General features: G+C 50.9%; 9 protein-coding genes. 7 read left to right on the top strand and 2 right to left on the bottom strand.

Annotated elements, in window-relative coordinates; genetic code table 11:
• Positions 1-168 precede the first annotated feature (168 nt).
• Positions 169-1,902 carry a DNA repair helicase RadD gene (gene radD, locus ADINL_RS00920; RefSeq protein WP_036542714.1) on the bottom strand — a complete coding sequence of 578 codons (1,734 nt, stop codon included), beginning with the start codon at positions 1,900-1,902 and terminating at the stop codon, positions 169-171.
• An 83-nt stretch (positions 1,903-1,985) separates the two neighbouring features.
• Here radD and ADINL_RS00915 point away from each other — a divergent pair, with 83 nt between their 5' ends.
• Positions 1,986-2,465: a GNAT family N-acetyltransferase gene (locus ADINL_RS00915; RefSeq protein WP_036542712.1), complete on the top strand. Its 480-nt coding sequence runs from the start codon at positions 1,986-1,988 to the stop codon at positions 2,463-2,465.
• 134 nt (positions 2,466-2,599) lie between these two features.
• Here ADINL_RS00915 and luxS read toward each other — a convergent pair whose 3' ends face one another.
• Positions 2,600-3,121: an S-ribosylhomocysteine lyase gene (gene luxS / locus ADINL_RS00910; RefSeq protein ID WP_036542709.1), complete on the bottom strand. Its 522-nt coding sequence runs from the start codon at positions 3,119-3,121 to the stop codon at positions 2,600-2,602.
• 150 nt (positions 3,122-3,271) lie between these two features.
• Here luxS and ADINL_RS00905 point away from each other — a divergent pair, with 150 nt between their 5' ends.
• From ADINL_RS00905 to ADINL_RS00880, 6 genes are read left to right on the top strand one after another with little or no spacing between them, the layout of a single operon-like run.
• Entirely contained in the window at positions 3,272-4,933 is a 1,662-nt protein-coding gene (locus tag ADINL_RS00905; RefSeq protein ID WP_036542705.1) for a diguanylate cyclase, read from the top strand.
• Complete coding sequence (locus ADINL_RS00900; protein WP_036542702.1) at positions 4,926-5,708, top strand: response regulator; 783 nt, start codon at positions 4,926-4,928, stop codon at positions 5,706-5,708. Before ADINL_RS00905 ends, ADINL_RS00900 begins: the two co-directional genes overlap by 8 nt.
• On the top strand, positions 5,701-8,436 hold the full coding sequence (locus ADINL_RS15775; RefSeq protein ID WP_051632437.1) for an ATP-binding protein: 2,736 nt from the start codon (positions 5,701-5,703) through the stop codon (positions 8,434-8,436). Before ADINL_RS00900 ends, ADINL_RS15775 begins: the two co-directional genes overlap by 8 nt.
• A complete protein-coding gene (locus tag ADINL_RS00890; RefSeq protein ID WP_051632436.1) occupies positions 8,433-10,526 on the top strand; it encodes a putative bifunctional diguanylate cyclase/phosphodiesterase in 2,094 nt (697 codons plus the stop codon). Before ADINL_RS15775 ends, ADINL_RS00890 begins: the two co-directional genes overlap by 4 nt.
• Before the next feature lie 5 nt (positions 10,527-10,531).
• A complete protein-coding gene (locus ADINL_RS00885; protein WP_051632442.1) occupies positions 10,532-11,686 on the top strand; it encodes an FIST signal transduction protein in 1,155 nt (384 codons plus the stop codon).
• A gap of 7 nt (positions 11,687-11,693) precedes the next feature.
• On the top strand, positions 11,694-14,228 hold the full coding sequence (locus ADINL_RS00880) for a response regulator (protein ID WP_051632435.1): 2,535 nt from the start codon (positions 11,694-11,696) through the stop codon (positions 14,226-14,228).
• Position 14,229 lies beyond the last annotated feature (1 nt).

Genomic DNA, 14,229 nt, shown 5'->3' with positions numbered 1-14,229 from the left:
ATCCTGTGAGGGCACAGCAGCAAAGAATACATATATCGGAACAAATGGATCTCCGCGAACCGATCGCTTATCAATTTTTATAATAAGGCTAATGATCCCGCGTGTTGCCTTGGAATTCAACTCATCTTCGGTCAATCTACTGCGATGCATCAATAAAACAGCTGTACTTCAGTGTAGTTCATAGGCTTTGCGGTATCGGCCCTGATAATCAAACAGTTTCTCTTCAATTCTCCAGTAGTGTTTCTGCCGCCTGGCGATGACAAAGTCTGGATGCCGCAGATGCCCGGCATAGAGGAGAACCTCTTGTGCATGTGTGAAACACCTGGGTGTCGGGCTCAAGCGTCTGCCAAAATCCTGATTGAAGCGCTGGCGTTGTCCAGGTCGGGTGAAATCAAAAGACTCTTTGAGGGTGTCACCCTCTTCATCATGATAGATGAGTGTCAGCTTGTGTGCATCGACTTCACAGGTCACTCCTGCACAGCGCAGAATTCGCGCATCTTTCAGGGACAGTGCCCGTTTTAACAGATCATCCGGATCTATCAGGGTCTTGTTACAGTGTTCGCAACGTCGTGCGGCTATGTCATTTTCATGCTGGCAGGCAGGACATTCCTTGAAGCGAAAGCGATAACGGCACTGTTCTGTTTGTGTTGCCTGTTCGACTAATCCCTGGCATCGGCGACCAAAGTGCTCTGTAACCTGTCCCTGATCATCAGTACGTCCCCAAAAGGTATTGGCAAACCCGCAGTCGGGACAAAATACCTGTACAGGCTCTGTGTCCGCAGCCGGTTTTGGGCTGCCGACTTCAGGAGTGAACAGGTTAAAGCCGTTAGCCGCATAGTCGATGATCAGGCAGTCCTGTTTGCCGGGGTAGAGACGTAGTCCGCGTCCAGCCATTTGCTGGTACAGGCTGATAGAGCGGGTGGGACGCAGAATGGCAATGAGGTCGACATGTGGAGCATCAAAGCCGGTCGTCAACACAGAGACATTTACCAGGTAGCGCAGTTTTTGTTGTTTGAATGCCTGAATCGTGTCAGCACGCAGTTGGGATTCTGTTTTCCCGGTAATCAGGCCTGCTTCTGTGCCGGGTAGATAGCCGAGTATTTCTTCGGCATGCTCGACGCTGGCTGCAAACAGCATGATGCCACGACGTGTCTGAGCGAGCGTCATTACCTCTTCACAGATTGCCTGAGTAACGCGAGGGTATTTGCGCAGCAACTGATTAACGGCAGCTGCCTGGCTGCTATCATCAGGATGTTCCAGCCTGCTGAAATCATAATGATGCACCGCTGCATCCTGGCAGACGGGCGGTGTCAGATACCCCTCCCGAATCAAATGACTCAGGGGCAGCTCATAGATACAGTGTTCAAAGATGGCCTGGTCAGTTTCGCGGACAAAACCACGATAGTCGCGGCGGTAAATCCAACCCTGTCCGAGACGATAGGGTGTTGCAGTCAAGCCGAGCAACTTCAGCGAGGGGTTATAATGCCTGAGGTGTTGCAGCACCTGTTGGTATTGGCTGTTTTCATCCAGGCTGACGCGATGACATTCATCAATAATGACCAGTGAGAACGGCTGGGTGAAACGCTCTGTCTGACTGGCCAGTGATTGAATGCTGGCAAAGGTGACGGCGTAGTCTGTCTGATGCTTGCCCAGTCCGGTAGAGAAGAGCCCGGCCTGCATACCCAGCGCAGTGTATTTGGCATGGTTTTGTTCTACCAGCTCCTGTACATGGGTCAGTACTAACAGGCGATGCCGTGCCAAGCGTGCCAGTTCTGCAATCACCAGGCTTTTCCCGGCTCCCGTCGGCAGCACGATCAGTGCGGACTCGTTTGAGTGGCGAAAGTGATTCAGTGTTGCAGCAACGGCTTGCTGCTGATAGTTTCGGAGTCTGATCGTTGACATTCAGGGCCTGGAGGTCGGGGTATTATCCTGGGATATTCGGCCTGGATAGAAGGCGCTTCTTCATATATTGCAAAGGAAAGACAATGATAGCAATTGTAAAAGCAGATCTCACCCGCACGGAACATGCGCAAGCGCTGGTGCAGCTGTTGAATGAGTACGCCTGTGATCCAATGGGAGGGGGCGTTCCCTTGTCGGAGCAGGTGCAGAAAAGTCTGATCGGAGCCATGAGTAGCCGACCTCATTTGCACAGCTTTATTGCGTATGATGCCGAGCGTCCGGTCGGTTTGATGAATACGGTAGAAGGCTTTTCCACTTTTTCTGCTAAGCCGTTACTGAATATTCATGATGTGATGGTGAACCGGGACTATCGGGGACGCGGTATTGCTGCTCAATTATTTGACGCAGCAGAAGCGTTTGCCCGCTCCCTGGGGTGCTGCAAGATGACTTTGGAGGTGTTGGAAGGAAACCAGCCAGCCAGGGCCAGTTATACCCGTTTAGGCTTTAAACCCTATCAGTTGGATCCTGAAGCCGGTGTTGCGCAATTCTGGGAAAAGAAAATTTAGAAATAGTTCTGTTTTTTCTGTTTATGATTTGTTAAAATTCTGAATAATGAATCACCTCAGCGCTTCAGCGCGATTCAACAGGAGATCTGAGTGCCGTATCAGGATGAAACGAGCACTCTCTGGTAACGCAGAGCTTAGCTCTGCGTTTCTTTTTCCTGCAGGAACTCTTCACTCAGATACAGTGTTTCATTGCTGTTGATTCCCACACCGCGTTGCAAAATATCCCTGGCAATCTGTTGCGCCTCTTCCAGTGAATGCATGGTATAGGTTCCACACTGATACTCATTCAGCTCAGGAATATCTTTCATTGAAGCAACGTTCACAACGTCCTGCATGGAGGCCGTCCAGGCATCAGCGACCTGCTGCTCAGTCGGTGTACCGATCAGGCTCATGTAGAAACCGGTACGACATCCCATTGGTGAAATATCGATGATTTCGACCTGGTCACTGTTCAGGTGGCTGCGCATGAAGCCCGCAAACAGGTGCTCCAGCGTGTGAATTCCTTTTTCAGACAGGATTTCATGGTTTGGAATACAGAAGCGCAGATCAAACACGGTAATCGGGTCCCCTGATGGGGTGCGCATGGTTTTGGCGGTGCGTACCGCAGGTGCGTGCATGCGGGTGTGATCCACACGAAAACTGTCGAGCAATGGCATAATCAAACTCCTGAATAGATCTGTTGCTACTGTAGCACATTACGCAGTTTTGGCGGTATTCGGATGTAATCTGCTGGCGATAAGGAAGGCTTTTGTTCTATAGTTCCAATGAATTAAACCGTATAGAGTGTATTGGTTAAGGACGAGTGAATGCTGTCTGATCCAGCGATCGCCGAGCTGTTACAAAACCTGGCGAAACTGTATGTACAACGTCTGCCGGAAGAAACCCGCTTGCTGGAACGTCTGACTCAGGAGTTGATCGACTCCGGTCCAGAATTGGCGCAGCTGGAAACCCTGCGGCATCAATTGCATGGTATTGCCGGATCGGCGGGTACATTTGGTTTTCAGGAAATTACTGACCAGACGCGGACTGTCGAGCAGCAAGTCAGGGCGCTGATTAAAGCCGGTCATCCAACTGACGCTACCCAAGTTCTGGTGCAGAGCCTGCTGCAGTTGATCGAGCAGTTAAAACAGGCTGCGTTTGCTGACATGGCGACTGACTCTCTGGTAGCTGATGTCCCACGTTATCATGCGCGCCAGCCGCTGCTGTGGCTGGTTGAAGATGATGCATTGCAGGCCGCTGAAATCATTGGTGTCCTGGAGCAGTTTGGCTACGTGATACGCTGGTTTGAAGCCTTTACAGACGCTGAGCAAGCCGCGGCTGCTGATGAGCGTCCTGATGGCCTGATTCTGGATCTGGTCTTTACCCGTGAACGCATCAATGCGGCAGAACGCCTGACGCGCCACTCTCCTTTGGTCCGCCTGGGTGTACCCGTTATTTTTATATCAGCAACCGACTCTTTTCAGGCACGTCTGACGGCTGTGCGTATGGGGGCTCTGGGGTATATGCTCAAGCCACTGGACATACCACGCCTGGTTGACCGTCTCGAAGCTGTCCTGGAGCAGGATCGTCCGGTGGCTTATCGTGTACTGATCGTAGAGGATGACCTGCTTCAGGGGCAGCACTATGCTGCGGTACTGTCTGCATCCGGTATGGTTGTGGAAACTTTGAATGAACCCACCCAGATCATGGATCGTCTGTCAGACTTCAGGCCGGACCTGGTATTGATGGATATTCATATGCCGGAGTGCTCCGGTGCAGACTTGGCTGGACTGATCCGTACCTATGACGAGTGGCTGAGTCTGCCGGTTATTTATCTGTCAGCTGAAACAGATCTGGACCAGCAGCTCATGGCCATGGGGCGGGGAGGTGATGATTTTATTACCAAGCCTATTTCGGATACCCGACTGGTGGCATCTGTCAGGGTGCGTGCGGCACGTTTTCGTAAACTGGATTCGTTAATGGCACGCGATGGTTTGACCGGGTTGCTCAAACATTCGCGTATCAAAGAAGCGCTGGAAGTGGAAATAGCGCGTGCCGAACGTAATGCGATACCACTTTCCGTGGTGATGCTCGATCTGGATCATTTCAAGCAGGTGAATGATACCTATGGTCATGCTGCCGGTGATCAGGTAATTCGAGCCATGGCACACATGCTGCGTCAGCGTTTGCGCAAATCCGATCTGATCGGTCGTTATGGCGGAGAGGAGTTTATTATTATTTTGCCGGATACAACCGCACAGGTGGCTACCAGGGTGATTGAAGAGACACTCGAACGCTTCAAAGCATTACGTTTTACAGCCGATCCAGGCGAGTTTCAGGTCACTTTCAGTGCCGGTGTCGCATCGACTGCGGATCAGATCCTGCCTGCATCCTTATTGAACATGGCCGATAAAGCGCTTTATCAGGCCAAATCTGCGGGGCGCAGCCGAGTGCAGCGTTTTATCCCGGAGGGAAATACCAATGACTGATGTGCACAGTGCAGATCAGGTTGACCGGCTTCTGCGACAGCTCAGCGAAGCTTTTCTCCTGGAGCTGCCGGAACAGTGTGACCGAGCTGAGCAGGATCTGTTAATATTAGAGAGGTCTTATGACCAGGCGGTGTTTAATCGTCTGTTTGGCTTGGTGCACAGTATTAAAGGTTCCGGCGGGACACATGGCTTTCCGGTGGTGACCAGCATCTGTCATCAGTTTGAATCTGTCTTGGCTGAATGGCAGTTGTCGCCATCCCGGGAGCCACTGGTGGTCTTTTTTGGCTTTATCGATTTACTGCGGCAAGCGGCACAGGTGCTCCTGTCCGGTGATGATATCAGCCACCTGAAACAGCAGTTGGAAAATCTCAGACTGAACTCTGGCCAGCAGGCGCGCCGGGTGTTGGTTGTCGAATCTTCGCGACTGATGCGGCAATTGTGCCAGCAGGTGTCAGCTGCGTTCAGACTGCAGGTGGATCTGGTAGATGATGGTCTGGAAGCACTGCGTGAGTTGCTGAACAGCCGTTATGACTGCCTGATTATCGGGCGACAGCTGAAGACATTGAATGGTGCTGCTGTTATATCCGCCCTGCGTGAAGCCGAAGGAATCAACTGTCATATTCCTGTCTTGATGATCAGCAGTGATAAGCAGCCTTTAGCTGAGCACCTTGAGCCTGTGCGCTTGCTTCCTCGAACACCTGCCCTGACCGAGGCATTGGCCGCTGAGCTGGAAAAACTGCTGTTACTGTCTTCCAAGGGAGATTCGCTTGCCTAATTATCATCAGGCTCACCAACTGGCAGGTCAACAAAGGCGCTTTCGCTGGTTCATGTCATTGGCTGCATGCTTTTTTGCAGTGATTTTCCTGGCTTTGGGTACCTGGGTGGTCAGAGGTGCCGAGGATGATCAGCTCTTGCGCTCCGCACGTACCTATGCCAAAGCCATCGACTCTTTCCGTGCCTTCTATACTGATGTGATTGTCACACCGCTGGTGGGGCATCCCTGGGTCGAGGTGACAGAGCATTACCGCGATCAACCGGGTTCGATTCCAATCCCGGCGACCATGACGCTGGATCTGGCTGAGTTTATGAGCCAGCGTGATGAAACCATTGATACTCGCTTGCTGAGTGATTTTCCCTTTCCCCAGCGGGCAGATCGACTGTTGACTGAATTTGATCAACAGGCTCTTGCCATGATGCGAGAAGCAGGCAGGGACGAATATTATCGTTTCGAGATGCAGGCTGGGGGTAAGGCATTGATATTTGCGACCCCTATTCGCATGCAGCCCACCTGTACAGCGTGTCATAACAATCATCCTGACTCACCTAGGCGTGACTGGCAGGTTGGTGATGTTCGCGGTATACAGGTAGTGACTTTACCGGTCAGCCAGAGTGTATTAGCAAAGAGCGATCGTTTTTTGTATCTGATCGTATTTGTTTTCCTGACTTTTGTGGCTGCCTTATTGGCGCTGTTTTTTATGGACACACGGGTACGCAATATTGTTGATTTGCTGTTTGAGCGTAATCGGGAACTGGAAGCCGCTACCAAGGAGCTAAAACAGCAGCAAAATGCTCTGGATCAGCATGCTATCGTCAGTATGACGGATACTGACGGTAATATTACCTATACCAATCAACATTTTCGCTCTATTTCCGGCTACTCTGATGCTGAGCTTATCGGACGTAATCATCGTATTATCAATAGTGGTTTTCATCCGCCCGAGATGTTTGAACAGCTTTGGCAAACGATTACTTCAGGCGGGGTTTGGCATGGTGAAATCAAAAACATCAATAAAGCGGGTGATGACTACTGGGTAAAAGCCACCATTATGCCGCTCTATGATGCGGCAGGTCAGATTGACCGGTTTATCTCGATTCGCACCGATATTACCCAGCAAAAGCAGTTGGAACAGGACCTTAAAAGCAGTAACGAAGAACTTTATGCCCTGAACGCGACGCTCGATGAAGCACGCCAGGCGGCTGAGGCTGCTAGTGAGGCCAAAAGCGCTTTCCTGGCCAATATGAGTCATGAGATCCGCACACCGATGACCGGTATTATCGGCATGACAGAACTGGCGTTGGATACTGAGCTGACAGCCACTCAGCGCGGCTATCTGGGGGTGGTCAAGTCGTCTGCTGATGCGCTCTTGTCTATTCTGAATGATATTCTGGATTTCTCTAAGATTGACGCGGGAAAGTTGGCGATTTCGCCTGTGGAAACAGATCTTAAAGCACTGCTGACGCAGTGTCTGAAACCTGCGGCTGTATTGGCACGCAAGAAAGGTGTCAGCCTGGTTCTGGAATTACCTGAAAGTGTTCCGGATTATGCCTGTGTAGATCCTGTGCGCTTACGGCAGGTATTGGTAAATATATGTGACAACGCGATCAAGTTTACAGCTGAAGGCCGGGTTAAGGTCTCCATCGGCTGGCAGACAGGCACTGGTGACGGCAAGGGGATCTTGTGTCTGCATGTTTATGATCAGGGAATCGGTATTCCCGAATCTCAACAGGCGCATATTTTTGATGCCTTTTCACAGGCAGACAGTTCAACTACCCGTCAGTTTGGTGGTACCGGATTAGGGCTTGCCATTACGTCCCGACTGGTTGAGCTGATGCAAGGACGTATCGGCCTGGAGAGTAGTGTAGGGCAGGGTAGTCATTTTTGGGTGGAGCTGCCCTGTGAGCAGGGCCGGTTTGATCAAACGTTGTATCCTGATCAAGAGAAAACCCTGTGGCTTCTGGATACTGTTGCGGAAAACATGAGGACATTGAGTGGCTTTTTGAGACGCCTGGGTTATACCTGCGAATGCTTTACCGACCCTGATGTTCTATTGAGCCAGAGCAAATCAGCTTTCAGTGAGCCGCGGTCATATCTGATACAGCATCATCTGAATGCCGAATATACAGGTATTCAGGTGATAGAACAGCTACTTGAATATGGCGTGTTGCCAGAAAATTGTATGCTGATCAGTGATGCCTCCAGCAGTGTGTTGCAGCAGCAACTGCAATCTCTGCAGATCGACAGATTGCTGACGCACCCGCCAGCGCCTGTCGAAATTCAGCAGATGTTACAAAAACAGCCTGCTACTGCGGCTGAACGGGCCTGTCATATGGAACAGTCAGGCTTGCAGATTTTGCTGGTTGAAGATAATAAAGTGAATCAACGCCTGATCAGTACTCTGTTACAAAAGCGCCATCATCAGGTGACGCTGGCTGAACATGGCAAGCAGGCAATAGAACTGTGTCAACAGCGCAGCTTTGATCTGGTGTTGATGGATATGCAAATGCCTGTGATGGGTGGAGTCGAAGCGACAACCAAAATACGCGAGCTGGAGGCCCGGCAGGGTCGGGCAGTGATGCCCATCTACGCCATGACAGCAAATGTATTACCGGCAGATAAAGAAGCCTGCCTGAAAGCAGGTATGAATGGTCATTTGGGAAAACCGGTCAAGTTGACGGAACTGGACGCTGTACTTGAAACCGTCAAGAGGTTTGCAGTGACATGATGACAAAAACAACCCGCATTCTGGTTGTGGATGATGCGGCCATCGAGCGCATGAAGGTAAAAGGTTATCTGGGCAAGCGTGGCTATGAGATCCTGGAAGCGGCTGATGGTGCAGAAGGGGTACAACAGTTTATCCGGCACGCACCGGATCTGGTGTTGATGGATGTACATATGCCGCAGCTCAATGGCTATGAGGCGATACGCCAGATTCGTGCCCACGAACGCCACATGGTGACGCCCATTCTGATGCTGACGGCAGATGATGATCTGGAGTCAATTGAGCAGGCCTTTGATGTGGGTGCCAACGACTTCTTTCCTAAACCGATCAACTTTCCGTTGCTGCATCAGCGCATTCGTTATGCGCTGCGTGATGCCTCACGTGAACGGGATCTGCGGCGTGTCACAGGTCTTCAGGAAACGGCGCGTATGCTGGCTGGTCTGGCCTTCTGGGAACTGGACCTGCAGCGGCAGGAAATGCATTGGTCAGAAGATGCGGATGAGCTGTTACACTGGCTGGATGAGTTACCGGTTACCTTTGATACGGTGATGCAGATCATTCATCCGGATGATCGCCAGCGTATGGCGACAGTGCTTGATGATGCGATTAAAACCGGGCTGAAATTTGATTTTGAGGTCAGATCACCGGGGCGTCGACAGGATTACCTGCTAAAAATTGTTGGTCAGTTGATGCCCGAACAGCAGTTGTTAATCGGTGCAATACAGGATATCACCTCACAGCGGCGTCTGGAGCAGCAGGCAAACTACCTGATGTTTCATGACTCTGTCACCGGGTTACCCAACCGGCGATTGTTTCAGCGCGATCTGGAAGAATGTCTGGAGGCACAGCAGCAGCACCCGGCCCGTTTGGTGGTTGTGGTGCTGGAGGTATTGCGTTTTCAGCAGATCAGCGAAACCTATGGTATTGAACTGGCAGATCAGCTATTGGGGCTGATGGCAAACCAGTTGCGCAGTGATCTTCCGGCAGATGCCATGCTGGCGCGTCTAGATGGAGGGACCTTCGCCCTTCGGCTTCAGGTGGAACTGGACCGCTGTATGGATTCGATAGGCATTCAGCTACATGCCTGGCTGGAGCAACTGGATCGTCCCTGGATGCTGGGAGACCGTGAGACGTATCTCACCTATACAGCAGGTACCAGCATGGCTCCTGATAATACTCAGGATGCCAATGTACTGTTGCGTATGGCGCATCGTGCACAACGCCTGCAAAAACCGACTGCTAATATAACGCTGGGCTTCTACAGTGACGACCTTGATGATGGTTTGCAGTCCCGTCTCAAGCTGGAGGCAGAATTGCGTACCGCTGTAGAGCAGCAGCAATTTTATCTGGTATACCAGCCGCAGATTGATCTGAGCAGTGATCGTGTCGTCGGCGTGGAAGCTTTACTGCGCTGGCGACATCCTCAGGGAGAATCCGTTCCGCCGTTTCGTTTTATTCCGATTCTGGAAGAGATGGGGCTGATCAGTCCACTGGGTGACTGGATACTGGCAGAAGCCTGCCGTCAACAACGCGCGTGGCAGTTACAGGGTTATACCTTACGCATGGCCGTCAATCTGTCACCCGCTCAGTTCGAGCAGCTGGATCTGCCTGCAAAAATTCAGTCGATTGTTCAGGCGGCAGAGGTTGATCCGGGGCAGCTGGAGTTGGAAATTACTGAAAGTCTGGCGATGCATAACCCGGAAGCGACCATTGAGACACTGCATCGCTTGCGCCATATGGGCTTTAAGATCGCGATTGATGATTTTGGCATTGGTTTCTCTTCACTGGAGTATCTGCTGCGTTTTCCGTTGGATACACTTAAAATTGACCGTGCTTTTGTTAAGGATATTACGCGTGGGCGCAGTGACCGGGCGATCGTACGTGCGTTGACATCCTTGTGTCAGGGGTTGGGTCTGACAACGATTGCTGAGGGGGTCGAGACGCAGCGACAGCGTGATTATATTGATGCATTGGGCGCGACCGAGATTCAGGGCTACCTGATTTCACCTCCGCTTGAACCCGCGGCACTGATTCAGCTGATAGACAATTATGCTACGCATGCACCCACTTTATCCAAGGCTTGCCAGGAGTGATGATCATGAAACCACAATTACTGACTGAAATTTCTGTGGTTGGTTTACAGCAGGTCATAGAGGCACTTTCTGAATCAGGAGAAGTGCACTCGATACTGGTGTTTGCAGCAGATGAGAATGGCTGGACTGCAGAGCAGCTGGACCCGTTGCTGCAATCCTCGGATATACAAATACTGGGTGGAATTTTTCCTCAGATTATCCATGAAGGGCAGAATTACACTCAGGGAACAGTGTTATTACCCTTGCCCTATGTGTTGGACTGGTCTGTTATTCCCGGATTGAGTGACGCTGCGGCTGACTTTGATACACCCCTGGCAGGTTTGGCAGATCAATGGGACAGGTTACCGGGACCCGCAACACATATGGTTTTTGTTGATGGGTTATCCACCTGTATAGCGACCTTCATTGAAGCTATCTTTATGAACCTGGGTCTTGAGCAGAATTATCTGGGTGGTGGAGCGGGATCTCTGAGTTTTGTACAAAAGCCCTGCCTGATAACACCCCGGGGCCTGATTCAGGATGCAGCATTGTTGATGCGCTTGCCAATGCTTAGCGGTATCGGGGTGTCACATGGCTGGCAGCCGATCAGTGAGCCATTCAAGGTGACTGAATCAAACAAGAATCATGTGATGACACTGGACTGGAAACCCGCCTTTGAGGTGTATCGTCAGGTGGTGGAGGCTCACAGTGGGCAAACCTTCACGGAAGATAACTTCTTTGATATCGCCAAATCCTATCCGCTGGGTATCAGTAAGCTGGATGCTGAAGTGATTGTGCGTGACCCACTCATGCTGAAAGAGGGTCAGGGAATGATCTGTGTTGGTGAAGTGCCGGAAGGCAGTTTTGTGCGGATACTGAACGGAACAGCTGAGTCATTGATTGGTGCAGCGGCAGAAGCACATCAGCAGGCTGAAAAAGCATATACTCAAATCTCGTCTGCAGCGCCTGAATTCGGCTGTCTGATTGACTGTATTTCACGTGTGCTGTTCATGCAAACGCGTATACTGGAAGAGTTCACTGCAGTATCGGGTGATTACCCGATGTTTGGTGCACTGACATTAGGTGAAATTGCCAATTCAGGACAGGACTACCTGGAGTTTTACAACAAGACGGCTGTATTGGGGTTGTTGTCAACGTCGTCAGATAGTGTCACTGAGTAGGTGCGGATTGAGCCAGATACACGAGACTGAACTGCTGTACGAAATTGCCCTGTCGATCGGCAATAGTCTGCAGATGGATGAGATGATGCGTCAGTGTACTACCACACTGATGCGGGTATTGAATGCAAATGGCTGTGCGGTATTCAGTTACGATCAACCACTCGCCACCGAATACCATGAACTCGATTCGTGTTCAGTTGCGCTGGCTTGGCAAAGTGTTGTCAGTTTACCCCGGCGTTTTGCCAGTCAGGCAGATATCGCTGAGCTGATACAGCGGATTGGTTTTCCTGATGAGCGTATGGGGTTGACCAGCTTTATGAGATCTTTGCCACGCGTGTACGTTGAGCAGGGTGTTCATCGATACCTTCTGGCCTTGCCCGGATTCGGTGTGTTTCTGCTGCAAAAATCCAACATGCCATTAAGCGATGATCTGCTAGCGTCCTTGCAAAAGTTGATGAGTAAACTGGCCGGTGCTGCATTGGCATGTCGCTATGAAGAAGAACTGCAGCGCCAGATCAGTGCGGCAAAAGCGGCCAGTATCGCCAAGAGCCAGTTTCTTGCCAATATGAGTCATGAAATCCGTACGCCGATGAACGGTATTATGGGAATGCTGGACCTGGTGCTGGAAACCCCTTTGCATCGTGAGCAACGCGAACATCTTGATCTGGCAAGGCTTTCAGCTACACATCTGCTTGAGATTATCAATCATATTCTGGACCTGTCCAAAATTGAGGCAGGTAAGCTGGACTTGCAAAACGAAACGGTTGATCTGATCGAGTTAATTGGCACTTCGGTCAAGGCACTGGCATCTCGTGCCTGGGCCAAAAACCTGCAAATTCATTATGATATTTCAGAAAACTTGCCTCAATATGTCGTTGTGGATCCCGGCCGTTTACGCCAGATCATTACCAATTTACTGGGGAATGCGATCAAGTTTACCGAGCAGGGTGAGGTGACTCTATCGGTTGAGTATCGTGCAGCATCGGAGATTCCCCACTTTCACTTTGTTGTTCAAGACACAGGAATCGGTATTCCGAAAGAGCGCCTGGCGTTTATTTTCAACCCCTTTGAACAGGTAGAGAGTGCCAGTAACCGAAAGTATGAAGGCACCGGGCTGGGTTTATCCATCAGCCGTCAACTGGTTGAAATGATGGGTGGGCAGATAACGGCTGACAGTGAATTGGGCAAGGGTACCCGAATCGAGTTTGATTTGCCTTTAGTCTTGATGACAGCACCAATCCCTGCAGGTAGTGTAGATATAGATCTGGCACGTCAGCGCGTATTGTTGGTAGATGATGAACCAATTAATCGTCGTGTCATCCTGGCGATGCTGCAAAAAATCGGTGTTCAGGTTGATGTCTGTGCCTCTGGACCTGAAGCGCTGTATAAAGTGCAGCAGGCGTTACGTGCTCAGCAACCCTACGGTCTGATCCTGATGGATGCCTGGATGCCGGGTATGAATGGGTATACGGTAGTCGAAAAGCTTAAGGAAGCTGAGTTGGTGCTGCAGACGCGTGTATTGATTCTCACCTCATCCGCTGAATCAGGAGACTCTCAGCGGTGTAAAGCACTGGGTATTGCGGGTTATATGACCAAACCACTGACGCTGACAGAGCTGCGCCGTGCGTTACAGGAACAGCTGGGTCAGTTGGAGTACCAACGTCAGCCAGCAGCAGTGAATGATACAGATCAGTTGTTGTCAGGATTACATGTGCTGCTGGCAGAAGATAATCCGATCAACCAGCGGCTGGCGCTGAAGTTGCTGGAGAAAAAACAGATTACAGCCACTCTGGCACAGAACGGTCTGGAAACACTGTCCTTGTGTGCAGAGCAACCGTTTGACTTGATATTAATGGATATCATGATGCCGGAAATGGATGGTATTGAGGCTACGCAGCAGATTCGCGCGCGTGAAGCGTCCGGTCACTCTCATATACCGATTATTGCCATGACCGCTAACGCCATGCAGGGAGACAAAGAGCGCTGTCTGGCCGCAGGAATGGATGGCTATATTTCCAAACCTGTTCGTCCGGATGCACTTTATACCGAGATGATCCGGATGATTCAGCAATATGGGCGTCAATCTCTTGCACCGCGCGCTGCTGAAGCCTTGTCGCTGGATGAGATGATGATAGCGCTGGAACAGAGTGCCGAGCGCGCGCCCTTGACTGCAACTCAACAAGAAGTAAGTACAACTATGACAAATGACACCGCGCTGTACGACTGGGACGCATCACTGGAAATGATCGGAGGCGAAGAGGAGTTGCTGCTCTCGGTACTGGAAATGTTTTTGGAAGAAGTGCCAGTCTATATGAACAGTCTGGAGCAAGACTCCCGGAACACAGATTATGAAAAAGTGGCACGTACAGCACATACCCTGAAGGGATTGCTGGCAACCTTTTGTGCGACACCTGCTACCCAGGCTGCGCTGTCATTGGAGCAGTCAGCCAAACAGAATCAAAGCCTTGTTGAGCCACTGGGTCGGTTACAGGCAGAGATGCAACACTTGATACCGCAGTTACAGCAAAGGTTAGGGCACTGAT

Source organism: Nitrincola lacisaponensis (assembly GCF_000691225.1).
In the GTDB taxonomy this organism is placed as follows: Bacteria; Pseudomonadota; Gammaproteobacteria; order Pseudomonadales; family Balneatricaceae; genus Nitrincola; species Nitrincola lacisaponensis.
Note: the sequence above shows the minus strand (reverse complement) of the source record. Positions and strands in the feature narration are given on the sequence as shown.

Bases quoted from the DNA above. Each gene is read 5' to 3' on its own strand.
- radD (WP_036542714.1), bottom strand. From the start codon at position 1,902: ATGTCAACGATCAGACTCCGAAACTATCAGCAGCAAGCCGTTGCTGCA.
- ADINL_RS00915 (WP_036542712.1), top strand. From the start codon at position 1,986: ATGATAGCAATTGTAAAAGCAGATCTCACCCGCACGGAACATGCGCAA.
- luxS (WP_036542709.1), bottom strand. From the start codon at position 3,121: ATGCCATTGCTCGACAGTTTTCGTGTGGATCACACCCGCATGCACGCA.
- ADINL_RS00890 (WP_051632436.1), top strand. From the start codon at position 8,433: ATGATGACAAAAACAACCCGCATTCTGGTTGTGGATGATGCGGCCATC.
- ADINL_RS00900 (WP_036542702.1), top strand. From the start codon at position 4,926: ATGACTGATGTGCACAGTGCAGATCAGGTTGACCGGCTTCTGCGACAG.
- ADINL_RS00905 (WP_036542705.1), top strand. From the start codon at position 3,272: ATGCTGTCTGATCCAGCGATCGCCGAGCTGTTACAAAACCTGGCGAAA.
- ADINL_RS00885 (WP_051632442.1), top strand. From the start codon at position 10,532: ATGAAACCACAATTACTGACTGAAATTTCTGTGGTTGGTTTACAGCAG.